The following is a 26,421-nucleotide window of genomic DNA, read 5'->3' as shown; positions in this document are numbered from 1 at the left end:
TTAGAAAAAATAAATAGGGGAAAATATCTGCGGGATTATTTAACATCATGTATTAAATAGTATTTTACTTAATCTTTCAAGCCGGTTGCGACGGGCGTGATGCCTATGTTGGGGTTGAAACCACAGTCTTCCAGAATCTTTAAAAGATTATTTCCACGACGCGTCAGGCGTTTAATGCAGTAGGTGACCAGATAGCTTTCCAATACATAATAATAATCAGGCAGGGTCAGTACCGTCAGAATTTTTTCAGCCCTGGCCAGATGATGCGCATTATTGGCATCACAGGCTTGAAAAAGTACGGCTCCCAGCATGGCCGCGATGCTGGCCTTACGTAAGGGGTTGGCCAGATAAAAGCGTTGCAGGCATTCATCCAGGGCGCGATCCTTATCCCATTCCACCCAGGCATCATACAGCCTCATGGCTTCGTTGCCATTGAAGGCTTCTGTCTGCGACATGGTCTGCAGGGCATAGGCAACAGGAACCACTGCCTGCACATTTGCCCATGAACAATTACCGCTGATTTGTGAACTGACAGGCATCTGCGCCACGGGCAGCAGCCCCAGTTGCTGATTGATAATATGATGGAAAAAGCGTCTGCTTTGCTTTTTAAACAAAAACTCACGTAAAAAGGCGACATTAATCGCGTCGGGCCGGGTGATGCGATAAATATTAACGCTGCCTTCTTTCAGCGAGTTTTCACCACGATCAATTTTCGCCCACCACTGATGGTAGCGCACAAAACACATGGCATGACCGCGGCTGGCGGCAGGCAGAATCAGCATGGGAGCCTGAAGGCTGCGGGACAGCTGATTAATATGCTGTTCGCTTAAATGAGCATGGCTTTGCAGCTGCAGCAGAGTAGCCGCGATGGAAAAGGCATCCATAATACGATGCAGAGCCGGAAAATGGTCGCGCAGGCCTCGGGTGGAATAGCTGCTGGTAAAACGCCTCAGAGAATCATTTATCACAGCCTCGGTAAATTCAAGAATGAAGCCCTCGTAATCCAGTTCAACAAACTCACCCTCTGCATTGACAATATCCACATCCCCCTGCAGTTCGTAGCGATGCCCCAGCAGTTTTCCGAGAATAAAATCAAGAGCAAAATCCAGCCGGGCACCATATTGATACAGCAGATGCTTGATGGAGTCCTGCCCGCGCAGAATAGGGTAAACCAGAACCGATAAACCCGCTTTGGTATAGGCATTGGGATTGGCGCCATGGGTGAGTAGCAGACGCGTCAATTCCAGATCGTTGTTATCTACGGCCCAATGCAGTGCGGTACGCCCGGCTACGTCCACTTTATTAACATCCACACCGCGCGTGATAAGCTGCGCGGCAATGTCAGGCTGCCGGGTAATGGCGCACTCGATCAGGGGTGTGAAGCCATACTCATCGACGTCATCCAGCGATTCGCCCTCGCGCAGATAATGCTCGAAATCAGGCATGCGGCAACTGATGATGTCCTGAGCAATGGTCATTGTGGTCTCGGTTTGGGAGCCGTTGACATTTTAGGCATATTACCCAGACGCAACTGCTTTTCCATTTCCTGCTCGCGTCGTTCGTTATCGTATTCACGACGTGCTTCGCTGTTCAAAGGCGGTTCGGGATTCAGACCCGGATCAATACCGTCAAAACGAGGCGAATCCAGCCAGGGATGCTGCATGATGTTGTTTTGCAGCTCCCCTTCTGGAGCAACAGCCGGCTCATCGCTGCGTTCTTTGGCATTTACGCGGGCAAATTTACGATGACCGTCCTGTTCCATGGCGCGACGCTGGCGCTCCATGCTGCGAGTGCCTTCAACAAGGAATGACTCGCTTTGTCTCTGTTTGGGTAAGCGATCAGTCATGTCGTCATCCGGATCATCGTCTAATGTACTCATAATACCCAGTATATATTATAAATATTCGCTCTGCAGAATTTCAGCGATTTGTACGGCGTTGGTGGCAGCGCCCTTGCGGATGTTATCCGCGACCACCCAGAGATTCAATCCGCAGGGATGAGAAATGTCTTCGCGGATACGTCCGACAAATACCTCATCACGGCCCACCGCATGGGTCATGGGCGTTGGATACTGCAGTTTTGATCGATCATCAACCACAACTACGCCCGGCGCGGCCTTCAGCAGTCTGCGTGCCTCGGCAGCACTCAAATGCGCTTTCAATTCGAGGTGAATCGCTTCCGAGTGACCATACAGCACCGGTACGCGCACCGTGGTTGGGTTCACCACGATACTCTCGTCTTCCATGATTTTTCTGGTTTCCCAGACCATTTTCATTTCTTCACGGGTGTAACCGTTTTCAAGGAATTCATCAATATGCGGCAGAACATTGAAGGCAATCTGCTGCGGGTACACAGATGCTTTGGCTGGCCGGCCATTGAGCAGCTCGCCAACCTGGGTAACCAGTTCCGTGATGGCTTTTTTACCGGTACCCGAGACGGCCTGATAGGTGGCTACGTTGATACGCTGTATGCCCACGGCGTCATGCAATGGTTTCAGAGCGACCACCATCTGAATCGTCGAACAGTTGGGATTGGCGATAATACCCCGCTTTTTGTAGTCGGCAATGCGATGCGCGTTAACCTCAGGCACCACCAGCGGAATGTCGTCGTCGTAGCGGAAGCAGGAGCTGTTATCGACAACCACGCAGCCGGCTGCGGCTGCTCGGGGCGCGTATTCTTTGGAAACAGAGCCACCAGCGGAAAACAAAGCGATATCCGCCTTAGAGAAGTCGAACGTGGCCAAATCCATGACATGCAACGGGCGATCGTTAAACATCACCGTTTTATCAACAGAACGCTCGCTGGCCAGAGGATAGATTTTGTCCACCGGAAAATTTCGCTCCTGCAACACGGTCAGCATGGCTTCACCCACCGCACCTGTTGCTCCAACTACTGCTATGTTTAATCGTCTGCTCATATTTACCTCGTCTGTAGATTCTGTGCTTTGTGTCGTAAATAGTGATCCATCAGGACCAGTGCCATCATCGCTTCGGCAATGGGTACGGCGCGAATACCGACGCAGGGGTCGTGGCGTCCTTTGGTCACCACTGTAGTTTCTTCACCGTGAACATTGATGGTTTTACCCGGCTTAATGATGCTGGAGGTTGGCTTTAAGGCCATGCTGACTTCAATATCCTGTCCACTGGAAATGCCACCGAGAATACCGCCGGCACGATTGCTGCAAAAGCCCTGTGCCCTTATTTCGTCTCGATGCTCGCTGCCCAGTTGCGTAACGGCCTCAAAACCGGCACCGATTTCCACACCCTTGACGGCATTAATCGACATCATGGCAGCCGCAAGTGCAGCATCGAGCTTGTCGAATACCGGTTCGCCGAGCCCAACAGGAACACCCTCAGCACGAACATTCACGCGTGCACCAACCGAATCACCCTGACGCCGCAGGGCATCAATGTAATCGGCCAGATCCTGAACCTGGTGACTGTTGGGACAAAAAAACGGGTTTTTGTCGATTTCCGATTCATCATCCACGGACAGCACCAGCGTCCCCATCTGCTTCAGATAGCCGGTGATGGTCAGACCAAGTGTCTGCTTAAGATACAGTCGGGCAATGGCGCCTGCGGCCACTCGGGCAACCGTTTCTCTGGCCGATGAGCGGCCGCCGCCACGGTAATCTCTGTGTCCGTATTTGTGATGATAGGTATAATCCGCATGCCCGGGCCGAAACAGATCCTTAATTTCGGTGTAATCGCTGGAGCGCTGATCATCATTAGGAATCAGCAGGGCAATGGGCGTTCCGGTAGTCAAGCCCTCAAACACACCGGATAAAATCTCAACCTGATCACTTTCGCGCCGTTGCGTGGTGTATTTGGATTGACCTGGTTTACGTTTGTCAAGAAAGGGCTGAATCAGCGCCTCCGTCAGCGGCAGACCTGGAGGACAACCATCCACAATACAGCCCAGTGCCTTGCCGTGGCTTTCACCAAAACTGCTTACTGTGAATAATGTTCCAAAGGTATTGCCGCTCATGAGATAACCTTAATCTATCTGCCCTGCGTGGGCTTTCAACTGTGCACAGGTCAACAGAAAGACACCGTGACCACCCTGTTCAAAATCCAGCCATGTAAAAGGCAGATCCGGGTATGCTTCTACCAGCGCTTCTTCGCTGTTGCCTACCTCGACCACTAAAATACCGTCATCGCTTAAATAGTTATGCGCTACTGCCAGAATTTTTTCAACTATGGCCAGTCCATTATGACCGGTTCGCAGCGCCATATCGGGTTCGTGCCGGTACTCATCGGGCAGGCTGTCCATTTCTTCATCACCAACATACGGCGGATTGGACACAATAATCTGGTAACGCACATCAGGAACCTTATCAAAACAATCGGACTCAATCAGGCGGATATCGTCATCATCAAGGCCATGACGCGCCCTGTTGATGTCGGCAACATCCAGAGCATCCGGCGACAGATCAACGGCGTCTATCTGCGCGTCAGGAAACGCGTAACTGCAGGCGATGGCAATACAGCCGCTTCCGGTGCACAGATCCAGCACCCGCTCAACCCTGTCTGGATCGATCCAGGGAGAAAATTGCTGATTAATCAGCTCGGCAACAGGAGAACGAGGTATCAGCACACGCTCGTCAACGTAAAAATCCAGACCACAAAACAAAGCGGTCCCGGTCAGATAAGGAACCGGAACCCTGTCATGAATACGCCGTTCCAGAAGCTGTGCCAGCATCACTTTTTCTTCGGCACTGAGTCTTGCAGACAGCAGGCGGTAATCGCTGTCGTAGGGCAAATGCAGGCTGCCCAGGACGAGAGCGGTCATGTCATCGAGGACATTGTCCGTGCCGTGTCCGTAATAAAGGTCATGACGGCTGGCCTCACTGATGCCATAACGTAAAAAATCCAGAATCGTTTCAAATGGTGCACATGCTGCTTCGTAATTCGTGGTCATACAAACCTTATTTCTGTTGGTGATCATATTTGCCACAGATTGTATCTCATTTTAAATTAAAACGCTTGTTCTTGTTTAAGGCAACAGACTATGGCGAAATCGCAAAAACAATTGTACAATGAGCCGCCATTGGGTCTTAACCAAGACTGTCTGGGCTCAGAATAACAAGGAGAAACTCGGTGAACATTAAATCATGTCTTAAAATGGGGCTTGTTATTGCAAGCGTTGTCCTACTCGCGTCCTGCTCAAAGCATCACGGTGGTGCTGGCGGTACCGGATTTGATGACGGCGACGTGTCTGCACACGGCCTGGGCCAGTTTACCCGTTTTGCCGGACAGGAGCCAGGTGAGTCGTACACCACTCAGGCACCACATAATCAACGCTACCTGTTCTCTTACGACGACAGCAGCTTTGCGCCTAAATACATGGACTCACTCGTTGCTCAGGCCGACTACCTGAAATCGCACCCTGGTGCACGTGTTCTGCTGGCAGGTCATACTGACGAGCGCGGCAGCCGTGAGTACAACGTGGCGCTTGGTGAACGTCGTGCCAACACCGTTGCTGACTTAATGCGTCGTGAAGGCGTCAGCCGCGATCAGATCCGCACCGTAAGCTATGGTAAGGAACGCCCTGCCAACTTCGGTCACAGCGAAGCTGATCATCTGCAAAACCGTCGCGTAGAATTAACCTATGAGTCTACTCGATAATGGCTTCGCTTAATCGAATACTGGCTCTGTGTTTCAGCTGTCTTCTACCGCTTCAGGGCATTGCCCAGGCGCCTGTGGTGGACGACAGCGAAAACTTTGCCATTCTGGATGAGCAACAGGCGGCCAATGAGCGGCCTGTTGCCAGAGAGACACCATTCGAAGACAGCGATAACGGCGAAGAAATCGCGCTTGCTCAAGACCGGGACAGCGTTCGGAAATACGATGATCCGTCCGACAACAGCAACGTAGAACTGTTAAACAAGATTAAAGGCCTGCAGCAGGAAGTTCAGGAGTTGCGCGGCCAGCTCGACGTACAGACACACGAATTACAGCTGATGAAACAGCAGCAGCTTGCTTTTTATAAGGATTTTGATGCAAGGCTGCGCAGCAGCGGCTCATCAACGCAGGCTCAGGCACATGTTGAATCCGCACCGGTCGATTTATCAATTGGTCAGAGTGCCGCAACGTCAGCGACTCAATCCCAATCCCCTACGAAAACACAGCCTGTTGTCATCAGCAAGACAGCCACCAGACCGGCAGGACGCACAAACCCGGTAGACGAGCAAATCCGTTACCTGGCTGCCTATGATCTGGTCAAGACCAGGCGCTTTGATGAGGCGCTGGTTGCCATGCAGGATTTCACCGACCAATATCCCAAGGGTGGTTACACCGCCAATGCGCAATACTGGCTGGGTGAACTGTATATGGTGAAAAAGGATTACCCACAGGCCATTAAACATTTTGAAATTGTACTGAAAAATTTTTCATCTTCCAGCAAGGCAGCAGCCTGCTCGCTTAAAATAGGTTATGCTCTGGCCGCTTCCGGGCAGGAAAGTGAGGCCAGACAACGCCTGCAGCAAGTGATCAAAAATTTCCCGGATACACCCACAGCACAACTGGCATCCACCAAACTAAGAACGCTTAACGCCTCATGACACGAAGTAATCAGTTACGTCTCACCGAAATATTTCACTCCCTGCAGGGTGAATCGACCACCGTTGGCCTGCCAACGGTTTTTGTTCGCCTGACGGGATGCCCCTTACGCTGCCAGTACTGCGATACCGCCTACGCATTTCATGGCGGAAAACTGCTGGATCTGGATGACATACTGTCCCAGGTTAAGGCCTACGAATGCCCTTATGTCTGCGTTACCGGCGGCGAGCCTCTGGCTCAACCGGGATGTGTGGATTTATTGAGACGACTCTGCGATGCTGGCTATCAGGTGTCAATAGAAACCAGCGGAGCACGTGATATTGCAGACGTAGACCCGCGTGTGATGATTGTTATGGATTTAAAGACGCCGGATTCGAAGGAGTGTGACAGGAATTTATTCAGTAATATTCCGCATCTCAAAAAAAGCGATCAAATCAAATTTGTTTTATGCAGCCGTGCCGATTATGACTGGGCCTGCCAAATCATGGCAGAGTACCATTTAAACGATAAGGTTCAGGTCTTGTTTTCACCGAGCTGGGGACAGTTAAACCCAACTGAACTGGCAGACTGGATAGTCCATGACAGGCTGGCTGTGCGCTTTCAACTGCAGCTTCATAAAGTTCTCTGGAACGACGAGCCGGGACGGTAATAACACTAACTCACAGGAGAACCCCCGATGTCATGGTTTGCTCAGGCACCTGCCAATATTGCGCTGATTAAATACATGGGTAAAAAAGACACCGCATCCAATCTGCCGGACAACCCCTCTCTGTCTTATACCCTGAACAATCTGCTTACCAGCGTAACGATGGAAGAGTATCCCGGCCACAAAGACATTTGGGAACCCCTGCCCGCACCCGGCGCGGCACCGTTTCAACTCTCGCTGGCGTCGCAAAAGCGTTTTCTACAGCACCTGGCCATGCTGAAACAGCATTTTCAATATAAAGGTGCGTTTCTTGTCCGCTCATCCAATAATTTTCCTCACGGCAGCGGCCTTGCCAGTTCAGCGTCCAGCTTCGCGGCCTTGACCAAGTGTGCCGTGCGTGCCTTGTGTGAGCTGCGTGGCGTAGAGGAGCTGTCGGTTCAAGACCAGGCGCAGTTAAGTCGTCTGGGCTCTGGATCATCCTGCCGCTCGTTTTATTCTCCCTGGGCATACTGGGAAGACGATGAGGTCTATGCCATCGACTTACCGTACACAAACCTGATTCATCAGGTGATTATTATCAATCACGCTGAAAAGTCCGTATCATCCAGCGAAGCCCATCAACGCATCAAAAGCAGCAGCTTTTATGATACGCGCAGCGTCCGCGCCAAAGATAATCTTAAAGTGCTGTTGATTGCCATGCGGGCCATGGACTGGAAAAGCTGTTATGAAATCTGCTGGCGGGAATTTCATGACATGCATCAATTATTTTCGACCTGCGATCAACCCTTTGAATACATGACGCCTGAGTCGAGGACCGTGTTAACTCTCATACAAAAACACTGGGAGCGCGAAGGTGACGGCCCTCTTGTCACGATGGATGCCGGCCCAAACATTCATTTGCTGTATCGCCCGGATCAGGCCGAGATGGCTAAAGCGTTTAAATTAAACAATCTGATTGGTAATTACGATGTTCTGTAGTTTTCAGACAACGACTCATGGTAAGTGGATTCTGGCCGGCGAACATGCGGTATTACGCGGGCATGCCGCCCTGGTTTTTCCAATTCGGGAAAAAACACTTAAACTCACCTATCAGCCAGCCAGCAGCGAACTGAGCGCCAATTTCAGCGGCAGCAGTGGCGATGACATGCATCTGTTGTTCTGGAGCGTTCTGGAGCAGGGGCAAAAACTGCTGGGCCAGTCGCTCAACCGTTTGAGTGGGCATTTTCAGCTGGAATGCAATATTCCCGTTGGCGTTGGCATGGGTGCTTCTGCGGCTCTCTGTGTCGCCATGGCACGCTGGTTTGCTGCTCAGAACCTGCTCATTAATGATACGGTAGCCTCGTTTGCCAAAAGCCTGGAACACTTGTTTCATGGCCAGAGCAGTGGGCTTGATATAGCCGGCGTATCCGCCGGGCAAGGTGTGTATTTTCAGCAGGGAAAGGAAAAGCAGCTGGCTCAGACCTGGAAACCGCAGTGGTTTTTATCATCCTGTGGTCAGGTTGGTATAACCTCTCATTGCATTCAGCAGGTTAATGACCTGTGGCTGTCTGACTGGAACAAAGCGACCGCCCTGGATGATCAAATGCAGGCAGCGGTCAGCAAGGCACGCATCGCCCTGGCCAACAGCAATCCTGAGTCCCTGCTGCAGCTGGCCGAAGCCATTCAAGACAGTGCGGCCTGCTTCCGAGAGTGGGGGCTGGTGAGTGATACCCTGTCACAGCATATGAACATTCTGACCGCGCATGGCGCCCTGGCCGTTAAGCCAACGGGCTCAGGCGGCGGTGGCTATGTACTGGCCTTATGGGATCGCAAACCCGAAGTGGCGGGCATTGAGTTGATTGCCGTCTGAAAAAAATCACTCGACAAACTGATAATAGGTTTCTTCGCTTTTAACCATGCCCAGTTCAAAGCGCGCCTGTTCTTCCAGGGCCTGATCACCGCTTTGCAGCTCAATAATATCGGCTTCCATGGCCTGATTTCGGGCCATTTTTTTATCGTTGACCCTGCTCTGCTCTGCAATTTTCTGTTGTAGATTTCGCCATTGCAGAATGCTGCCATCACCAAGCCACAGTTTGTATTGCAAACCCAACAGGGCCAAGAGCAAAATCAAAATGATTGATCGCATACACATCTCATTAAACCAGAATTCTATCATTGTAGGTTGCAATGAGGGTGTACGCAATTATTTCAAAAATCGCGCGCGTCGGTACAAGTCTTATTAACGCGCCAGGCGCACCTGTTCACCATCAAAAATGGAGTCGGATGGATTGAGAACGATTCGCTCGCCTGCTTCCAGACCACTGCTGACTTCAAGCTCATTGCCAAAATCACGGCTGACCGTAATCAGCTTTAGCCTGACGCGATTGTTTTTATCTATCGTAGCAACCTGCAGGCCGGCTGACTGGAACAACAAGGCATTGACCGGGATACGCAGCAACTGAGTTGATATGGGCAGTTTGATATGTACTTCCGTGTAACTGCCAGGCAACAACTCACCTTTCTCGTTATCGGTAGAAAACTGAGCCTGCAGAGTGCGCGTGCCGGGATCGATGGCAGAGGCAGTTTTGAGGAGGGTAGCCGTGTAGTGCCTGTCGGGATATTCTGGAAAATGCAACGTAGCCGTCATATTGTGCCGCAGGGCGGCGGCGTAGCTCTGGGGTACCTGAACGTAGACACGCAAGGGACTTGATTGAACAATACGAAACAAGGGTACTGCCGTGCTGTCGGCGTCAATCAGAGCTCCGGTATCCGTTGTTCGAGAACTGATGATGCCATCGAAAGGTGCCACCACCCGTTCAAAACTGACCAGTTGCATCAAACGCTCCTTGTTAGCGCGTGCGGAATTGACCGTAGCCGTCAAGGCCTTGGCTGCACTGACTTTCTCCTCTGCTTCCTGCTTCGACACAAAATCGGATTTGACTAAAGACAGCCAGCGCTCAGCTGTTGATTTGGCCAGAGCTTCGTTTGCAATGGCGGTGCGTAAATCGGCGTCTGCCTGTCGCAGCTGGGCATCGATTTCTGGCGACTCAATTTCTGCCAGCAATTCGCCTTTTTTCACGTGACTGCCAATATCAACGTACCACTTTTTGATGTAGCCACTGGTACGGGCATAAATCGTCGCTTCATGCCAGGCCTGCACGTTACCTGGTAAGACCAGCTCTTCCGATCCCGTACCAGGCTTCACTATCATGGTCTGCACGACCGAAATGGCCTGGTAATCCGTTTCTTTCGCCAGAACCGAATCCGAACGAACGCGCAGCAAAACAAGAAAGATTACCAGGGCGATAAGACCTGCTCCAATGAGAACGGACCGTTTGCCTGGTTTAGTGTTCCTCGCCAAGGGCATCTCCTTTCTGCTGTTTTATTCGTTGCCTTCTGCCATGAATCAGACAAAAGACCGCCGGCACCAGAAACAGCGTTGCAAAAGTGGCAAATATCAAGCCGCCAATCACAGCACGACCAAGAGGTGCATTTTGCTCCCCTCCCTCGCCGAGACCCAGTGCCATGGGCATCATACCAATAATCATTGCCAGCGCGGTCATTAAAACGGGTCTCAGACGCGTGGTGCCGGCCTCCAGAGCCGCCATCACAGGACTTAAACCTTCATGCAATCGCTGCCTTGCAAAACTTATCACCAGAATGCCGTTGGCCGTTGCCACCCCCATACACATAATAGCACCGGTCAAGGCCGGCACGCTCAGGCTGGTATGCGTAAGAAACAGAATCCACACAATTCCCGCCAGAGCAGCAGGTAAGGCCGTGATGATGATGAACGGATCCGCCCAGGATTGAAAATTAATAACCATCAATAAATAAACCAGCAACACGGAAAAAAACAGGCCGGCATACAAACCATTAAAGGCCTGCGTTTTTGTCTGTATCTGACCTCGCACCGCTACAGACGACCCTTTGGGAATGGTGTTCGCCGCATCGGCAATAACAGCGTTCACATCAACGGCTATTGCCCCAAGGTCCCTGCCCTGAATGGAGGCAAAAATATCAATGACCGGCTGCACATTGTAATGAGAGATCACAGCTGGCGACATGCTGCGCTTAATACTCGCCAGCGCGCCAAGAATCTGAGGTTTCGCCTTTGTTGCGGCATTGGCAACAGGAATGTTACGCAGGGCCTGCAGGGAACTTATCTCATATTGTGGAATCTGGGTAACAATAGGGTAAGAAGAGCCACTCAAGGGGCTCAACCAAAAGGTGGGCATGGTTTGAAAGCTGCCCGACAGACTAATCAACAGGCTGCTGGCCACATCATACTGGCTCAAACCCAGTTCTCTGGCACGCGTACGATCAACGTCTACCTTCAGGGTTGGATAGTTAAACACCTGGCGGATACGAGCGTCCACAATGCCCGGAATACGCTCAATTTTCTCAAGCAGCTGGGCTGCAAATACACGATTGGCATCAACGTTCATTCCAATCACCTGAACATTAACGGGTGCAGGCAAACCGAAATTAAGGATTTGGTTTACAATATCCGCAGGTAAAAACGCAACCACAACCCCCGGGAATCTGTCTTTTAAAATACGACGCAGCTCGCTTACATAATCCTCTACCGGCTTATGGCCTTTTTTCAGTGAAATCAAAATATCAGCGTCCCCTGAGCCAATTGCAGCTGAATTGCTGTAGGACAGATTGATTCCGCTGACAGGCAGACCGATGTTATCGACGATACCCTCCAAATCCTCTTCTGGAATGACCTCGCGAATAACATCATCTATTTTGTCGGCCAGGCGCGCTGTTTCTTCTACCCGGGTTCCTGTTGGCGCCCGGATATGCAGCTTGATCTGACCACCATCAACCGCCGGGAAAAAGTCCGTCCCCAGCCAGGGCGTCAAAACCAGCAATGAGGCAATGATAAGACCAAGAAAGCTGAGCATAAACAGCATCCTGTGCTTTAAAACCCAGGCCAGTCTGCGGTGGTAATGCTGACGCAGCTGCTCGTATCTCAGCTCGACCTTACGATGAAAACGGGTAAATCGATTGCCTGATTCCAGACGGCGCTGCCCCTCATCTGGTTTGTGCAGCAAATATTTTGCCAGCGTTGGAACCAGGGTGCGCGACAAAAGCCAGGAGGCCAGCATGGCAAAGATCACCGCCTCGGCCATTGGTGAAAACAGATACTGAGCCACCCCTCCCAAAAAAAACATGGGCACAAACACAATGCAGATACACAAAGTAGACACCAGAGCCGGAATGGCAATTTGCTGCGCGCCATCGATAATCGCCTGTTCAACCTCCTTGCCCTGCTCCAGATGCCAGTTGATGTTTTCAATAGCCACGGTGGCATCGTCAACCAGGATACCTACCGCCAGTGCCAGCCCTCCCAGGGTCATGATATTAATGGTTTCACCCAGCATCGACAGCATGGTCATGGAAGCCAGTATCGACAGAGGAATGGATAAGGTAATAATAAACGTGCTCCGCCAGCTGCCCAGCACGACAAGGATCAGTAATCCAGTCAAAGCAGCGGCGATGATGCCCTCTTTGATCACGCCATCGATAGCCGCCACCACAAACAGGGATTGATCACCGGTCACGCTCAGATTCAATGTTTCCGGCAACAGTTTTTTTATCGAAGGCAACAGGTTTTTGATCTGATTGATGATATCCAGAGTAGACGCATTACCAGATTTTTGAACCGACATCATCACCGCACGCTGTCCATTCACTCGAACAATGCTGGTTTGCGGTGCAAAACCATCGCGGACATGAGCAACATCGCGCATATAGACAACACCGCCGGCAAAGGCCTTAATCGGCAGGTTATTTAATTCTTCCATACTGGACGGACTGGAATTCAGTATAACCAGGTACTCATATGGGCCAATTTTTTGGGTGCCGGCAGGTAAAGTCAGATTTTGCGTGACCAGAGCGGTGTTCACATCCAGTGCCGACACGCCATAGGTCTGCATGGCCTGAGGATCGAGATCAACTTGAATCTGGCGTATTTTTCCGCCGTAGGGATAGGGTAAGGCGGCACCCTGAACAGTCGCCAGCTGGGTTCGAATGACGTTGTTACCCAGATCATTGAGCTCCTGCTCGGGCAAGATAGCGCTGGACAGCAGGAGCTGCATCACAGGGACCGTTGAAGCGTTATAACTCAACACCAGGGGTGGGGTCGCACCGGGTGGTAATTGTTTCAGTATGGTCTGCGCCACGCCGATTACCTGGCTCAGGGCTACGTCGATGTTAACACCGGGGTGAAAGAACAGCTTAACGACGCTGGTTCCGAGCAGCGAATCCGACTCACTGTGAGCAATATCGTTAACAGTCGTTGGCACTACCCGTTCAAATACGGTGGTAATACGTTTGGCCATGTCATCAGGTGGCAAACCATTGTATCCCCACACCACGCTTACAACAGGAATATCAATCGCTGGAAATATATCCGTGGGTGTGCGCAGGATGGCCAGAGGACCAATGATAAGCAGTATAAGGGCCATAACAATAAAGGTATAGGGCCGGGACAACGCCACCCAGACAAGCCACATAGCGATCCGTGTCAATCAAGAGTTAATTTATAAAAATGGCATGTTTCGTATTAAAGAGCAAATCAGAAGATGTGGTTCATCGCTCTGATGACAACGAGCCGTGATAACAAAAGCAATACCTGGGGCTGTACCAATTGGCAGGCCCGCCCCGGCCACCGACGCATATTATCTGCATATCCCGTATTTTTTACGGGGTTATTCACCTGTGAATGTTGTTATAGTCCGCTTCGCTAAGATTGGTTTATTTTAGTCCTTTTTGAATAACCGCGCTTCCAAAACAAGGAGAAAAAATGCCTGGAATATGTAAAAAATATACAGAGCAGTTTGAATTGTTCAATGAATGGTTCGACAAAGCAGATTTCGCCTTTCAGGATCATGGATTACTATCCGACATTGATCCTGATTACAAGAAAACATGGCAGAATTTTTTGACTGAAATGAGAGTAAAGCTCGGCTCATTAGAACGACATTTATGTGTTCTGAAGAGAACATATTCAGACTGGGTATTAACTGAGTCTTTAATAAAAGGAGCCAGCCTTTTTTTAAAGCAAATAGCTGAATATGATAAATTTTTTCGTAATGAGGCGGAGCGTGTAAAGTCTACTATGCAACCGTTACAGCTAAGTTTAATTATCGGGCAGCTGGATGAGTTGATGCTCATTTCCGAGCTGGATCCCAATCTCCGCAAGCAATACGAAACACGGTGTAATTCTTTCAAAAATAATCTGGAGATATTAAAAGAGAATCTGGATGCGTTAGAACCTTCGCCTAAAGACATAAGCATTTTTATCTGGCATTCCCATCAGCAAATTGGCGATATTAATCGCCGCCGGGTGTTGAGGCTGGCGCAGCATTTAAAGGAGGCTGGTTTTACCGTCAAGCTGGATATCATCGATCATGGGGCCGGTAGCATTTCAGTATTCCTGGACAATATCGATGGTCGAGACAGGGCGCAATTTATCCTGGTGATCTGTACCCCTGACGTTCCCTTGTTAGATCCAGGCAACCCCTTGTCCAAGGAGCTCGCACGCATTGAATATCGCGATGCGATAGAGACTCAAGAAGCCCATGGCATTTTCCCGGTTATTTTGCGTGGCAACCATAAAACGAGCGTACCTGCCTTTTTGAAACCACGAGCAACGGATGATCTGAATATGAGCAACCATGCGACCTATGTTTCCGCATTTTTCAAGCTGATTCAGGCCATATACCGATACGATGCCCGAGTCGTCAAACTCACAGAGCAAACGTATGATATTTATATCGAACAGACAGGATGTCAGCCACATGGATCACCTGAACTCGAAGAAAGCCAGCCTGATACGAGTCGTGCGGCATCATCGTCCATACCCGACCCTATCGCTTATGCTGATAAGGAACCGCCCTCCCATCGTCCACATGCCTCACACGAACCGAAAAAAGAGTCGCCTTACATGGGCAGTATGCCAGCATCGTGCCTGGAGGATTGTTCATGGCCCGCAGGCAGCACAGGCACAAGCTCTTCCAGTGCAGGATTTTTCTATCACCCGACCTCAATGACAATCAAACCGCCATCGGTGGGTCTGAATGTATCACCTGACTCAAAATTCCATTAAGAACCTGCTCAAGCAGATCACTGACCAGCTGACAGGCCTGCTGCTTCACAGACGCAGGCCGCCAGACCACCCCGATTTCCCGCCAGGCGTTACCACCGGGCACGGGCTGAGAGACCAGATCGCGGCCATCCAGTATACCTTTGGCAATGGCCAGCTCCGGCAAAAAAGTCACCCCCAGCTCGCTGCCAACCAGTTCCGTCAGCGTATGCAGGCTGGTGGCAAAAAACGGGTTGATTTTTTTTCCGTCCTGTAACCGGCAGGCCTGCATGGCATGCCCGGTTAAGCAGTGCTCTTTTTCCAGCAGAAAGATGCTGTGATCCGGCCAGCAGGATATATCCCTGTCAAACCCCTTTTTCAGCCAGCCTGCCGGTAATACCAGACGAAAACGATCACGCGCGATAACCCGTGTGCTCATGCCGGGCGTAGCGTAAGGCAGAGCCAGAATTACCAGATCCAGGCGCCCTTCGGCCAGCCATTTCAAGGCATTGTCGGTGGTGTCTTCCCGAATCAGCAGATTAAGATTGGGATAAGCCTTGCGTGTGGCCGCCAGAAGATCGCGCAGAATAAAAGGAGCAATCGTGGGAATGCAGCCCAGACGCAGAGTACCGTGCATAGGCTCTCCCTGGCTGCGGGCATATTCACTCAGCTCAGTGCATTCCTGCAAAATCAAACGGGCACGGCGCACAACCTCTTCTCCCATGGGAGTAAACAAAAAACTTTTGTGATCCCGTTCCAGCAGAGGGGTATCGAGCACGTCTTCCAGATTAGTGATGGATACACTCAAGGTTGACTGGCTGATAAAGCAGGCCTCAGCAGCACGGCCAAAATGCTGGTGCTCATACAGGGTCACCAGATGATGCAGTTGTTTAAGACTGGGCAATCTATTCATCGCTTATACCGATTACAATCATTTGTTTTATTCATTTTAAATAATTATAGCAGCTGAATATACTTATGTTGAGACTTAATTGTTATTGAGGAGACACATCATGTTAACCATCGGCCAGCATATTCCTGACTTTTCCGTTGTTGCGGTCAAACCGGGCTTTAATCATCACGAAGAAAATGGCGTGAGTGCCTTTGAAACCATCACAGAAGCCAGCTTTCCTGGTCAATGGAAGGTTCTGTTTTTCTACCCAAAGGACTTTACCTTCGTCTGCCCCACAGAAATTGTGGAATTCGCCAGACTGCAGGCAGAATTTGCTGACCGGAATACCGTGGTGCTAGGCGGCAGCACCGATAATGAGTTCGTCAAACTGGCCTGGCGGCGTGAGCACAAGGATTTGACGGGCCTGAACCAATACAGTTTTGCCGACACGCGCGGCCTGTTAACCGATGGCCTGGGCGTGCGCGATGCTGCTGCCGGTGTGGCTCTGCGCGCTACCTTCATTATTGACCCCGACAACATCATTCAGCACGTCAGCGTTAATGCCTTAAATGTTGGTCGTAATCCACAGGAAATTCTGCGTATTCTTGACGGGTTGCAGACCGATAAACTGTGCGCCTGCAATCGACCGATTGGCGGTGAAACGATTTAATCAGGCTGTTAGCGACTGCGGGAATATGGGACAGGTGGCATGTTATTCCCGTATTACGCTGTCGCTAATACGGGCTACCGATTCAGAATGGCCCTCAACGGCCGTGACATCAAATCAGTGTAGATTTTTTATCCAAAAAAACCTATAATCTGGTAAAAATTTACACCTATTCAGGCCGAAGCCTGTACGAAACACTGATGAAAGGAGCTCGCCCATGCCCGACCCCAGCACCCATCTCGACTTGTCGAAACAAGAGTTGCATCTTAAATTATGGCAGGAAACGGTTCATACGCTTGCCTCGATTGGCGAAGAATACCAGTCACTCGACTTAAGTAATAATTTTTTGGGCGATAAGGCGGGTGAGGGTCTGGGCAGAATTCTTAAAACCATTCCAATGCACGTGACCACTCTGAATTTAAGCACTAACCATCTGTTTTTCAAAGCAAAAATGTACTCCCGGGTGATAAAGGATCTGGGAAAACTTAAGACCATAAGCAGTCTGAGTTTGAGTCAAAATGGACTTTATCAATTGAGCAAACAAGAGTTTAGTGATCTTCTGTCTGGTTTTTCCCCGACTCTAAGGGAGCTGGATTTAAGTCATAATGACTTATACCGGATGAAGAAAAAAGACAGGCCAGGTTTCGATCTTCTCTCTTTGCCTCCCGGCGTGACCCGGATTTCTCTGGCATCTAACTATTTTGATATGATGGATACATCGCTTTTTGCTCAGGCTCTGAGCCGGTTGCCCCAAACCCTGCGCGCACTCAGCCTGGCGGGCAACAACCTTGACGATGCCAGAATCAAATCGCTGTTTCCGGCACTGCGCCTCTCCAACATCCATGAACTGAACACGGACGGAAACCCAGAAATCAGTGAAAGCACCCTGCTGGAACTGCGGAGTATTCTGGAAGCTAACCAGTTACCGAAGCCGCTGCTGCCTTTAAAACACAGCGAATCTGAAAGGTATCACTTTCTGCGTAGAAAACGCCAGTCAGCGAAGATTGTAGACATCGATCCCCGCCCAGAATGGATCATAAAATAACCAGAAAATGCATTAACAGAACAATTGGTTTATACTATAGAGACAATACGATGCAAAACAACGCAGGCGTCACTATGTATATTTCCTTACAGGAAATTCAATATAATGGAAAACCGCTGGTCTGGACGCTCAACCTGGACACGAACACAGTCACCTCTGACATTCCCCCAGAGCACCAAGAGGTATTCCGGCAGATCTTCAAGGACAAGCCGGGTGTCGGCGTTGACCAAAATCACATCGAGATAAAAGACGCCCGTCAGTTCATCGAACAGGGTGGGTATAGCGTACATCTGGTCATCGACGGGCAGCGGTCTATTCCAGCCAGATTACACGAGCTGGAAGAGCTTCTGGGAAGATTGCTTATCGTCACTCGAAATTACGAGCATGCCCTCCCCTCTAATCAGCAAATAGAAAACAGACTGGCTGAGGCAGTGAATGTGATGGATGCCGATCTGTTGACGCGACTCTGCGTGGAAATAGATGAAAATCCTCTTATCGCGTCAAACCCCGCCATATCAAAAGCCCTGAAGCAGGTAAGAGATGCTCCTGATTTTCTTTACCGGCCAGGCCGGGCTGCAGGAAGCGAGGAAGGAGCACGTGTCGAACAAGACGAAATCAAGAGCAACCTGAGCCGGTTAGCCCAGATTGCCCAGTTTTACGATCCGGTTGAAGAGGCCATGACAGACTTTCTGGCGCGTCATCCGTCGCCCATTTTTGAGTTAATTATCAGTATCATCACACAGACGGATGAATTAAGAACCCCGGGTAATGGCATCTGGCTGCGTCTTGTTGAGTGCGCAATGGCTGACAGAGCATCATCAGCCAGCGAGATCTCTCAATCCAGCTCGAATCAGGACGGCAGTTCAACCAGTACGACGCACACCTCCCAGCGGGCATCGCCCCTGATCCCTTCTCGCTCATCCAGCACGTCGCCCAGGTTTTTTACACCACAACAGTCCAAAAACCTGAGTCTGGATCACGTCATGGACAAAGCCAATTTAACTCAAAACGAATACCGGGATACCTTTATACACGAAACAGGTGAATTTCTCGCCATTGCGAAACGGGTCAGAGTTGACCAGAACAACTTCCCTGTTCATACCTTAAAATCCTTTCATTTGCTGACCACAGCAGTAGAAAAAAATATTGAATTATACCCGCTCAAACGCCAGCTTCTTAATGAACTTAAAAGCCTGTTCGACGACAGCATCGATCCCACCTGGCGCAGCATGAGCTCATCAAAGGATGATTCCGCCATGCAGAAGGCGCTGTCTGACTGGTTCAAAGGCGTTATTCTTGAGGTCATGAGAGCCCTTCCCGACCGGGATGAAACAGAAAAAAAATGGAAAAAACGGCGCGATACTCTGATGAATAAACTGGCGTTTCTGGGCAGCAGCACCGTTTCATTGAAAAAACTGGCTGTCGAAAAGCGCATTGGTGAAACACTGCAGCGTCTGGCTGGTGTAATCCAGAAGGATAAAGAGCGGAAAAAACGCGTGACGAACAACGTAAAGAAAATACGCGAACTGACCAGTGACATTGGCAAACTTGAATTTCAATCACGTGAGCAAATCAGTCAAATCACCCAGGAATACGACTCCGAACAGGACAGGATATTGGGAAAGCAACTGTTCTCAAAAATGTTGAAGGCGATTATAAAAGAAAATTGGCCCGGTGTGGACACAAACGGCATTGTCGGCCAGGCTAACACGGTCGCCATTGCCAGCATCAAGCGGGCCAATGATCATTTCGTGAAGCGCTTGCAGGCCTCAGGTCTCGACGTTAACGACAGACAATACGATGCCGTAGTGAAAGAGCCCACCATGCTGGCCAATAACTACACGAATCGCTTTATCTACGATAAGCTCTACATAGCCGAGCCATTGCTCACCCTACTGCAGTCGGCGCTTCCAGCATTTGTCAGAGAGTCGGATCTGCGAACAGAAGAGGGTGTCTCTCTATTGGTCAACCAGATTGATCGCTTTTTTGAAGTACAGATATCTGGCCTGTTGTCGCGACAGTTTGCCCAACCCCTGCAAATGGCCATCGCCCTCAAAGCCCTTGCTGAGGCAGCGCCTTCGTCCTCCAGCGTAGTGGAGAATCCTCCTGAACCGGACGAAGAAAGCGCTCCCTCAGGCCCCTCGATTTAATCCAGATACCCAGGCGCCAGAGCGCGCAGTCAGGGACCTCTAATCAGCCTTAACTATTGAAGTATGATGTCTCTTATATAGTCAGACATTTTATGAATATTAGCTAATACTACGTGAGCTTCTTTAATATCATAAATATGACTTTTCTCTAACTTAAATTGTTTTATTCTCAGTTTCGAAAATTTATAAGTCTTGTCATTGTTATGATTGCTGATTTCGCTATTAGTTAATACACTGTTTTTCTTCAATATATTGAAATGCGTTATATCAGTAAACAAATAATTAAGCGTTTGCTGAAATTCAGAATCTACCCGCAGCTGATCGGCGCCTTCCATCATCGCCTCATCTGTAAGCTCTATCAATTTCATCAACCGTTCTATTATAAAAAATCTCAATTCAGCAACAGATGACAGAAGTTTTTGTTTTTCGGATTCATTATTAAGATACAGACAATCAATAATATCATTTTCATCAGCATTCTGATTAACAGAAGGTTTTACAAGCCAGTTTGATGTATCTTGTGAATCAGGAAGCTGCTGCTTAACAATAGTGACTGCTCTCTCAATATATTGAAGTGCCTGTTCAGCATTAGCCCTGGTCTTTAAATTTATCCCTTTTAGTCCCAGGCTATCCATATCAAGATGCTTCAGTGACGTGAATACCCATTCACCAGTAGCTGTCTTCGTAGTTATTTCTATATTGTTATCAGGTGAAGGAGTAAGATTTAAGTATTGATCTGCTTTTATAAGCTGTTTTAATGCCTCCAGTTTCGATTGATAATTTACATCAAACTCATATCGCTCACTTGTTGAATTTAATGCGTTCGCTGACTTTACGGCATCATCTTGCATTTTCATTAAAATATTATCAATCTCTATCAACTGTTTATAAGAAGAATAAATCATATCTTTAGAGAGGTTTTTATTTGTATAACAAACATTAATACTCCCTTGTACATGTCTATCAGCATGCGCTAAAGGACATGTAAGCATAAAAAACAAAGCACCGGTAAAAATCCTTTTCATAAAGACTCCAAAATAAACTTAAATAAGAAATAACCATTGTATTTATATAGGGAATATGGAGGGTTGTCTACATTGTGCCTTGGGTCCCCGCCTGCGCGGGGACGACACTCATGAATATTCTTTTAGCCCGGCAGCCATGGGCGCCAGAGCGCGCATGCCCGGCCAGGCGGGCGAGGACATTTCCTGAATACGCAGCAGCTGATTGTATTTTGCTACCCGATCCGTGCGGCACAGGGAACCGGTTTTGATCTGACCGCAGCCCGTGGCCACCGCAAGGTCGGCAATAAATGTATCTTCCGTTTCCCCGGAACGATGCGACATGACACAGGCATAACCATGTTGCCGGGCAAGATTAATCGCGTGCCGGGTTTCGCTCAGGGTACCAATTTGATTGAGCTTGATGAGGATGGCATTGGCCATATGCAAATCAATCCCTTCCTGCAGAATTCCCGGATTGGTGACGAACAAATCATCGCCGACCAGCTGTATTTCCTTACCGCATTCTGCTGTCAAGCGCTGCCAGCCTGACCAGTCGCCCTCGTCCAGGCCGTCTTCAATGCTGACGATGGGATAACTGGCGATGAGCTCACGGTAATAAGCAATCATGCCATCGCTGTCGAGCACCCGGTTTTCTGAAGTCAGATGATATTGGCCGTCGCGATACAGTTCTGAAGCAGCCACGTCGAGCGCAAACACCATATCACGTCCCGGCTTGAAACCAGCCTGCTCAACTGCCAGCGTGAGCATGTCCAGTGCCTGACGATTGGAGCTCAGATTGGGAGCAAAACCGCCCTCGTCACCAACGGAGGTGCTTAAACCACGTTGTTTGAGTACCGATTTCAACACATGAAAGGTTTCTGTTCCCATTTGCAGAGCACTGGCAAAATTGGTTGCGCCAACAGGCATCAGCATGAATTCCTGAATATCCACGTTATTATCGGCATGAGCGCCACCGTTCAGAACGTTCATCATGGGCACCGGCATCAGCAGAGGCTCACCCTGATTCAGAGCCAGATGCAGGGGCTGACCTGACGCCTGGGCACAGGCTCGTGCTGAAGCGAGAGAGACTGCCAACAGGGCATTAGCGCCCAGGCGGGATTTATTCGGCGTGCCATCCAGCAGGCAGAGGCGGCGATCGAGGGCTTCCTGATCCCTGACATCAAACCCCTGCAGAGCGCGGTTGATATCACGATTAATATGCTCTACTGCCCGGCTTACCCCTTTACCGGCATAACGATTACTCACACCATCCCGCAGCTCACAGGCCTCACGTTTTCCGGTTGATGCCCCTGACGGCACGCTGGCACGCCCAACATCACCGCTGCTGAGAGTAACATCGGCCTCAACTGTTGGATTACCTCTTGAATCCAGAATTTCCCGCGCTTTAATGTTTGATATAATCATGGTGTTACCCTTGGTTGATAAAATCTGTCATAACTTCTGCAATACGTCCTGCAAATGTTTTACCGGTTCCAGTTCCAGGCCTGGCATGCCTTGTTTTGGTGCGTTGGCGAAGGGAACGATGGCACGTTTGAATCCATGCTTGGCCGCTTCACGCAGGCGTTCCTGCCCACTTTGCACAGGACGGATTTCACCCGCCAGCCCAACTTCACCGAATATAATGGTTTCGGGATCAAACACCCTGTTACGTAAACTGGACACCACGGAGGCCAGCAAGGCCAGATCGCTGCCGGTTTCCGTCACTTTCACGCCACCCACGACGTTAATAAACACGTCCTGGTCAAAGGTAGCAATCCCGCCATGCCGATGCAAAACCGCCAGCAAAATGGCCAGCCGATTATGCTCCAGTCCGGCTGTAACACGTCGAGGTTGCTGGCCATGCGATTCGTCAACCAGGGCCTGGACCTCAACCAGCATGGGTCGAGAACCTTCCCAGGTAACCATCACAGCACTGCCTGGTGTGGGATCGGGCTGACGGGACAGAAAAATAGCCGAAGGATTGGCGACTTCCTTTAAGCCACGATCCGTCATGGCAAAAATACCCAGTTCGTTGACCGCGCCAAAACGGTTTTTTATTGCCCGAATCACGCGAAATCGGCTGTCGCTCTGACCTTCAAAATACAACACGCTGTCCACCATATGCTCCAGCACACGCGGGCCGGCGATAGCCCCCTCCTTGGTCACATGACCAACCAGAAACACAGCCGTCTGCGTCATTTTGGCAAAGCGAACCAGCTGGGCGGCCGATTCGCGCACCTGCCCCACGCCGCCGGGAGCGGAGCTCAGGCTGTCGGTGAAGATGGTCTGCACAGAGTCAATCACGATCACCCGCGGTTTTTCTTTTTCAGCATGAGCGAGGATTGTTTCCACCTGGGTTTCCGCCAGCAGACGCAGGCCGCTTAAGGGGAGCTGCAACCGCCTGGCGCGCATGGCCACCTGCTGCAGAGACTCCTCTCCCGTGACATACAGCACGTTTTGCTGCAGGGATAAATTAGCGAGGGTCTGCAGTAACAGAGTCGATTTACCAATGCCAGGATCACCCCCGATCAGAACCACCGATCCATCCACAAGGCCACCGCCCAGCACACGGTTCAATTCCGATATACCGCAATCCATACGTACATCGTTGTTATCGTGCAGCACGACATCCTCAACTGCGGTCACGGCTGAGCGCTGATTGGCGTAATTCCCCATGCGCATACTGCGCCCGGCGGAGGGTGCCTGTTCTTCACTGACGGAATTCCAGGCGCCGCATTGTGTGCAGTGACCAGACCATTGGGAAAAAACAGCAGCACACTGGCTGCAGACAAATCGGGATTTAACTTTCATAATTCCTGTCTATCGATCATAATGGATGACATTTCATTTCTAACTGGACAGCTGACATGTCAATTAAAAAACACATGCAATGGGCCGTTGTTGGCGCAGGCCCTGCCGGTATTGCTGCTGTGGGCAAACTGCTGGATAACGGCGTTGCTCCAGACACCATATTATGGGTTGATCCTCATTTCCACGTGGGCGATCTGGGTAGCCTGTGGAAAAACGTATCCAGTAACACATCCGTAGGCCGTTTTACCGACTTTCTGCGCAACGCCCACTCATTTTCGTATCAGGAAGCACCGACCCGGTTTTCAATTAATCATCTGCCTCTCGACGAGACCTGTATATTGCATGAAGTAGTGCAACCCTTGCAATGGGTTTCCGATCATCTTCGTCAACAAGTGGTCAGCATGGAAGGCAGCATCCGGCGCATGGATCTGGCTGATCGGGTCTGGACGCTGTCGTCTGATACGCAACACTTCAAGGCGCGCAACGTCATCCTGGCAACGGGTTCCGTGCCGTCCAGCCTGAGTTATCCGGGTGTTGACGTCATCCCTTTTGAAACCGCCATTGATAAAGAGCGTCTGTCGGAGGCTGTCAACAGCAAGGGAACCTACGCGGTGTTTGGTTCTTCTCACTCCGCCATTATCATCGTTCGGCATCTGGTCGAACTGGGTGTTCAAAAAGTCATTAACTTCTACCGCTCACCCTGCCGCTACGCGATTGACATGGGCGACTGGATTCTGTTTGACAACACAGGCCTGAAAGGCCAGACCGCCACCTGGGCTCGCGAAAACATTGATGGCCGTCTGCCAGATAATCTGGTCCGCTATAACACCAGCGAACATCATATTGCCCGTTATCTGCCGGAATGCGACAAAGTGATTTATGCCGTAGGATTCCAGCGGCGCAACTCGCTGATCATTGGTGATTACGAGCAGGTAGAATACAACCCCCATACAGGCATCATCGGGCCAGGATTATTCGGCTTTGGCATTGCCTATCCGGAATTGAAAACCGACCCATCCGGTACCGAGGAGTCGCAAGTGGGTTTGTGGAAATTTATGGTGTACCTGAACCGTGTACTGCCGATTTGGTTCAGATACACCACCTGAGGGCTGGTAGTCGGGGCAGGTATCCGTCAAGAACTGAAATATGGATTGAAGTTACCTAAAAAAATTTCAGACATTCGTGCTCAGAACAGCTTGTGGATACGGCAATTGACGTACCCTCATCGCACTCTTCGCCGCAGCTGGAATCAAACATGCGTTGCTCAAGTGTCCTCAGGTTAACCTCAAATGCCTTAACTGTTGAGGCCAACTGATTTATAAACACCTTGGAAATATCATTCTTGTACCTCGCCATGGTGGGTTCATCCTCAATAGCCTTTAATGTTTCCCTGCATACGTCAAGGAAAATATACATCAGCTGGGAATACATGTCTTTATTGATATAAAAAGCCTCACTACCCACTGGCAGCGATGAGTGAACAAGCAATTCAAAGATGTCCTTCATCTGCGAAATGTCAGAGGCATCTAATGTTAATTCCAACCCTTCACTCCAGTAATGTATGTATAAATAGCACAGGGTTTCTATGGCATTTGCATGCGCCCTTACGGCATCCTGGATTTTCTTATCAGAAAAACCAGACGACGCATATGGGTGTCTCACTCTTATCCTGATCATGGCCGCCACAAGGTGTCTGGCGAAACCCGTATCTCCGTATTCAATTTGATGGCGCAGTTTATGGTGAGTATAAAATCCACCGCTCCCGTCACTTAGCCTTATGCCCAACTGTTCAAAAATGCAACGGCGAAAGAAATCATCATAGGATAAATCATGTGCAGATGATAAATCATGTGCCGATCCCGGATATTCCGATGAATGGCTCTCAATTAAATGAAAGTCCTGGCCTTGGTTATTTGTTACGAATATGCTGCCTTGTGTGTGTGGATAGATTGGAACGGCAGGCATTGCCGGGCGCGAAGGGAGCTCAAAAAAGCGAAAGGAGGCCGTATTTCTTCTTGTATCAGAAGAAACTGTCATAACACTGCTTCCGCTGGATGTATCAATAGACGCTCGACCGCCATCCGACGCATCCGGAGGCTCTGACGAACTGGGTGTGCTATCCTGGATGTCGCGTACAACGGCTATCACAGCCCCCGAGCACAATAACGCGACAGTGATGCATAACATCCAGTTTCGACGTCTTCGATCCCTGGGCCCGCCTGGTACTGGACAAAAAATTCCTTGAAGCAGGGTAGATAGATCCGATGTACTCTCTTCGTTTCTGCGTTGCCAGGCTTTACCGAGAGCTCTGTTATGATGGGCGAGGTATTCTGAGTTTTCACGCTTGTGTGGTTGTCCTACAGGAGATTTCGATACTTTTTTACCTCTGTAATCCATGAGCAATACTCCTTAAATACTCTTATTAGTAAAACGCTAGAGCTATACGGTGAACGCATCCAAAGCGGCTGTATGGTATTCGTAAGATCTAATTTTCACAAGTCATTTTTTGTAACTCCCCACGTCATCCTGAGCGCCTTGATTAAATACAGGGGTAGGGTGGGCAAAGGAG

The 26,421-nt window shown here is 49.9% G+C and carries 22 protein-coding genes and 1 pseudogene; 10 read left to right on the top strand and 13 right to left on the bottom strand.

Going from position 1 to position 26,421, the window contains the following annotated elements; genetic code table 11:
* Positions 1-68: 68 nt before the first annotated feature.
* The 5 genes and pseudogenes from ankH to prmB form a co-directional block, all read right to left on the bottom strand.
* Positions 69-1,478 carry a Dot/Icm T4SS effector AnkH/LegA3 gene (gene ankH, locus ACQUTA_RS10710; protein WP_444988243.1) on the bottom strand — a complete coding sequence of 470 codons (1,410 nt, stop codon included), beginning with the start codon at positions 1,476-1,478 and terminating at the stop codon, positions 69-71.
* Positions 1,475-1,849 (bottom strand): annotated as a pseudogene (locus ACQUTA_RS10705) (Smr/MutS family protein); the annotation flags it as partial. The gene ankH and the pseudogene ACQUTA_RS10705, both read right to left, overlap by 4 nt.
* A 45-nt stretch (positions 1,850-1,894) precedes the next feature.
* The gene (locus ACQUTA_RS10700) at positions 1,895-2,917 is read right to left on the bottom strand and encodes an aspartate-semialdehyde dehydrogenase (RefSeq protein WP_444988242.1); all 1,023 of its coding nucleotides are present in this window, start codon (positions 2,915-2,917) and stop codon (positions 1,895-1,897) included.
* Between the two features lie 2 nt (positions 2,918-2,919).
* Positions 2,920-3,987 (bottom strand): chorismate synthase, encoded by a 1,068-nt coding sequence (gene aroC, locus ACQUTA_RS10695; protein ID WP_444988241.1) that lies wholly within the window; start codon positions 3,985-3,987, stop codon positions 2,920-2,922.
* Positions 3,988-3,996: 9 nt separating this feature from the next.
* A complete protein-coding gene (prmB, locus tag ACQUTA_RS10690; protein ID WP_444988240.1) occupies positions 3,997-4,920 on the bottom strand; it encodes a 50S ribosomal protein L3 N(5)-glutamine methyltransferase in 924 nt (307 codons plus the stop codon).
* A gap of 203 nt (positions 4,921-5,123) precedes the next feature.
* Here prmB and ACQUTA_RS10685 point away from each other — a divergent pair, with 203 nt between their 5' ends.
* The 5 genes from ACQUTA_RS10685 to ACQUTA_RS10665 are packed head-to-tail and all read left to right on the top strand — an operon-like array spanning position 5,124 to position 9,055.
* Complete coding sequence (locus ACQUTA_RS10685; protein WP_444988272.1) at positions 5,124-5,627, top strand: OmpA family protein; 504 nt, start codon at positions 5,124-5,126, stop codon at positions 5,625-5,627.
* Positions 5,624-6,562: a tol-pal system protein YbgF gene (ybgF, locus tag ACQUTA_RS10680; protein WP_444988271.1), complete on the top strand. Its 939-nt coding sequence runs from the start codon at positions 5,624-5,626 to the stop codon at positions 6,560-6,562. The genes ACQUTA_RS10685 and ybgF overlap by 4 nt, the downstream gene beginning before the upstream one ends.
* On the top strand, positions 6,559-7,209 hold the full coding sequence (gene queE / locus ACQUTA_RS10675) for a 7-carboxy-7-deazaguanine synthase QueE (RefSeq protein ID WP_444988239.1): 651 nt from the start codon (positions 6,559-6,561) through the stop codon (positions 7,207-7,209). Before ybgF ends, queE begins: the two co-directional genes overlap by 4 nt.
* Before the next feature lie 27 nt (positions 7,210-7,236).
* On the top strand, positions 7,237-8,184 hold the full coding sequence (locus ACQUTA_RS10670; protein ID WP_444988238.1) for a diphosphomevalonate decarboxylase: 948 nt from the start codon (positions 7,237-7,239) through the stop codon (positions 8,182-8,184).
* Positions 8,174-9,055, top strand: a complete 882-nt coding sequence (locus ACQUTA_RS10665) for a mevalonate kinase family protein (protein WP_444988237.1) — start codon at positions 8,174-8,176, stop codon at positions 9,053-9,055. Before ACQUTA_RS10670 ends, ACQUTA_RS10665 begins: the two co-directional genes overlap by 11 nt.
* Before the next feature lie 6 nt (positions 9,056-9,061).
* Here the strand turns inward: ACQUTA_RS10665 and ftsB are convergent, their stop codons facing one another.
* From ftsB to ACQUTA_RS10650, 3 genes are all read right to left on the bottom strand, one after another.
* Positions 9,062-9,331: a cell division protein FtsB gene (gene ftsB / locus ACQUTA_RS10660; RefSeq protein WP_444988236.1), complete on the bottom strand. Its 270-nt coding sequence runs from the start codon at positions 9,329-9,331 to the stop codon at positions 9,062-9,064.
* A 93-nt stretch (positions 9,332-9,424) separates the two neighbouring features.
* On the bottom strand, positions 9,425-10,552 hold the full coding sequence (locus tag ACQUTA_RS10655; RefSeq protein ID WP_444988235.1) for an efflux RND transporter periplasmic adaptor subunit: 1,128 nt from the start codon (positions 10,550-10,552) through the stop codon (positions 9,425-9,427).
* Positions 10,530-13,712 (bottom strand): efflux RND transporter permease subunit, encoded by a 3,183-nt coding sequence (locus tag ACQUTA_RS10650; RefSeq protein WP_444988234.1) that lies wholly within the window; start codon positions 13,710-13,712, stop codon positions 10,530-10,532. Before ACQUTA_RS10650 ends, ACQUTA_RS10655 begins: the two co-directional genes overlap by 23 nt.
* Before the next feature lie 653 nt (positions 13,713-14,365).
* On the opposite strand from ACQUTA_RS10650, the gene ACQUTA_RS10645 reads away from it, so the two are divergent.
* Positions 14,366-15,307: a toll/interleukin-1 receptor domain-containing protein gene (locus ACQUTA_RS10645; RefSeq protein WP_444988233.1), complete on the top strand. Its 942-nt coding sequence runs from the start codon at positions 14,366-14,368 to the stop codon at positions 15,305-15,307.
* On the opposite strand, the gene ACQUTA_RS10640 is transcribed toward ACQUTA_RS10645, so the two are convergent.
* Positions 15,255-16,196, bottom strand: coding sequence for a hydrogen peroxide-inducible genes activator (locus ACQUTA_RS10640; RefSeq protein ID WP_444988232.1), 942 nt, complete (start codon positions 16,194-16,196; stop codon positions 15,255-15,257). The genes ACQUTA_RS10645 and ACQUTA_RS10640 overlap by 53 nt on opposite strands.
* Before the next feature lie 100 nt (positions 16,197-16,296).
* Here ACQUTA_RS10640 and ACQUTA_RS10635 point away from each other — a divergent pair, with 100 nt between their 5' ends.
* The 3 genes from ACQUTA_RS10635 (at position 16,297) to ACQUTA_RS10625 (ending at position 20,037) form a co-directional block, all read left to right on the top strand.
* Complete coding sequence (locus ACQUTA_RS10635; protein WP_444988231.1) at positions 16,297-16,845, top strand: peroxiredoxin; 549 nt, start codon at positions 16,297-16,299, stop codon at positions 16,843-16,845.
* 214 nt (positions 16,846-17,059) lie between these two features.
* Positions 17,060-17,887, top strand: coding sequence for a leucine-rich repeat domain-containing protein (locus tag ACQUTA_RS10630; RefSeq protein WP_444988230.1), 828 nt, complete (start codon positions 17,060-17,062; stop codon positions 17,885-17,887).
* Between the two features lie 74 nt (positions 17,888-17,961).
* Entirely contained in the window at positions 17,962-20,037 is a 2,076-nt protein-coding gene (locus tag ACQUTA_RS10625; protein WP_444988229.1) for a hypothetical protein, read from the top strand.
* Between the two features lie 53 nt (positions 20,038-20,090).
* Here ACQUTA_RS10625 and ACQUTA_RS10620 read toward each other — a convergent pair whose 3' ends face one another.
* The 3 genes from ACQUTA_RS10620 to radA all read right to left on the bottom strand — a co-directional run bounded on the left by ACQUTA_RS10620 (position 20,091) and on the right by radA (position 23,852).
* Positions 20,091-21,062, bottom strand: coding sequence for a flagellin family protein (locus ACQUTA_RS10620; RefSeq protein ID WP_444988228.1), 972 nt, complete (start codon positions 21,060-21,062; stop codon positions 20,091-20,093).
* 108 nt (positions 21,063-21,170) lie between these two features.
* Positions 21,171-22,466: a phosphopyruvate hydratase gene (gene eno, locus ACQUTA_RS10615; protein WP_444988227.1), complete on the bottom strand. Its 1,296-nt coding sequence runs from the start codon at positions 22,464-22,466 to the stop codon at positions 21,171-21,173.
* A gap of 27 nt (positions 22,467-22,493) precedes the next feature.
* On the bottom strand, positions 22,494-23,852 hold the full coding sequence (gene radA, locus ACQUTA_RS10610) for a DNA repair protein RadA (protein ID WP_444988226.1): 1,359 nt from the start codon (positions 23,850-23,852) through the stop codon (positions 22,494-22,496).
* A gap of 56 nt (positions 23,853-23,908) precedes the next feature.
* Between radA and ACQUTA_RS10605 the strand changes: the two genes are divergently transcribed.
* On the top strand, positions 23,909-24,958 hold the full coding sequence (locus ACQUTA_RS10605) for an FAD-dependent oxidoreductase (protein ID WP_444988225.1): 1,050 nt from the start codon (positions 23,909-23,911) through the stop codon (positions 24,956-24,958).
* Positions 24,959-25,013: 55 nt separating this feature from the next.
* Here ACQUTA_RS10605 and ACQUTA_RS10600 read toward each other — a convergent pair whose 3' ends face one another.
* Positions 25,014-26,249 carry a hypothetical protein gene (locus ACQUTA_RS10600; protein WP_444988224.1) on the bottom strand — a complete coding sequence of 412 codons (1,236 nt, stop codon included), beginning with the start codon at positions 26,247-26,249 and terminating at the stop codon, positions 25,014-25,016.
* Positions 26,250-26,421: the final 172 nt, after the last annotated feature.

Source organism: Legionella navarrensis (assembly GCF_052527415.1).
This window is presented reverse-complemented; position numbering and strand designations above follow the sequence as displayed.

Bases quoted from the DNA above. Each gene is read 5' to 3' on its own strand.
- ACQUTA_RS10635 (WP_444988231.1), top strand. From the start codon at position 16,297: ATGTTAACCATCGGCCAGCATATTCCTGACTTTTCCGTTGTTGCGGTC.
- radA (WP_444988226.1), bottom strand. From the start codon at position 23,852: ATGAAAGTTAAATCCCGATTTGTCTGCAGCCAGTGTGCTGCTGTTTTT.
- ACQUTA_RS10665 (WP_444988237.1), top strand. From the start codon at position 8,174: ATGTTCTGTAGTTTTCAGACAACGACTCATGGTAAGTGGATTCTGGCC.
- queE (WP_444988239.1), top strand. From the start codon at position 6,559: ATGACACGAAGTAATCAGTTACGTCTCACCGAAATATTTCACTCCCTG.
- ACQUTA_RS10685 (WP_444988272.1), top strand. From the start codon at position 5,124: ATGGGGCTTGTTATTGCAAGCGTTGTCCTACTCGCGTCCTGCTCAAAG.
- aroC (WP_444988241.1), bottom strand. From the start codon at position 3,987: ATGAGCGGCAATACCTTTGGAACATTATTCACAGTAAGCAGTTTTGGT.
- ACQUTA_RS10630 (WP_444988230.1), top strand. From the start codon at position 17,060: ATGCCCGACCCCAGCACCCATCTCGACTTGTCGAAACAAGAGTTGCAT.
- ACQUTA_RS10645 (WP_444988233.1), top strand. From the start codon at position 14,366: ATGCTCATTTCCGAGCTGGATCCCAATCTCCGCAAGCAATACGAAACA.
- ACQUTA_RS10625 (WP_444988229.1), top strand. From the start codon at position 17,962: ATGTATATTTCCTTACAGGAAATTCAATATAATGGAAAACCGCTGGTC.
- ACQUTA_RS10640 (WP_444988232.1), bottom strand. From the start codon at position 16,196: ATGAATAGATTGCCCAGTCTTAAACAACTGCATCATCTGGTGACCCTG.
- ACQUTA_RS10650 (WP_444988234.1), bottom strand. From the start codon at position 13,712: ATGTGGCTTGTCTGGGTGGCGTTGTCCCGGCCCTATACCTTTATTGTT.
- ACQUTA_RS10655 (WP_444988235.1), bottom strand. From the start codon at position 10,552: ATGCCCTTGGCGAGGAACACTAAACCAGGCAAACGGTCCGTTCTCATT.
- eno (WP_444988227.1), bottom strand. From the start codon at position 22,466: ATGATTATATCAAACATTAAAGCGCGGGAAATTCTGGATTCAAGAGGT.
- prmB (WP_444988240.1), bottom strand. From the start codon at position 4,920: ATGACCACGAATTACGAAGCAGCATGTGCACCATTTGAAACGATTCTG.
- ankH (WP_444988243.1), bottom strand. From the start codon at position 1,478: ATGACCATTGCTCAGGACATCATCAGTTGCCGCATGCCTGATTTCGAG.
- ACQUTA_RS10700 (WP_444988242.1), bottom strand. From the start codon at position 2,917: ATGAGCAGACGATTAAACATAGCAGTAGTTGGAGCAACAGGTGCGGTG.
- ACQUTA_RS10670 (WP_444988238.1), top strand. From the start codon at position 7,237: ATGTCATGGTTTGCTCAGGCACCTGCCAATATTGCGCTGATTAAATAC.
- ftsB (WP_444988236.1), bottom strand. From the start codon at position 9,331: ATGCGATCAATCATTTTGATTTTGCTCTTGGCCCTGTTGGGTTTGCAA.
- ACQUTA_RS10600 (WP_444988224.1), bottom strand. From the start codon at position 26,249: ATGGATTACAGAGGTAAAAAAGTATCGAAATCTCCTGTAGGACAACCA.
- ACQUTA_RS10605 (WP_444988225.1), top strand. From the start codon at position 23,909: ATGTCAATTAAAAAACACATGCAATGGGCCGTTGTTGGCGCAGGCCCT.
- ACQUTA_RS10620 (WP_444988228.1), bottom strand. From the start codon at position 21,062: ATGAAAAGGATTTTTACCGGTGCTTTGTTTTTTATGCTTACATGTCCT.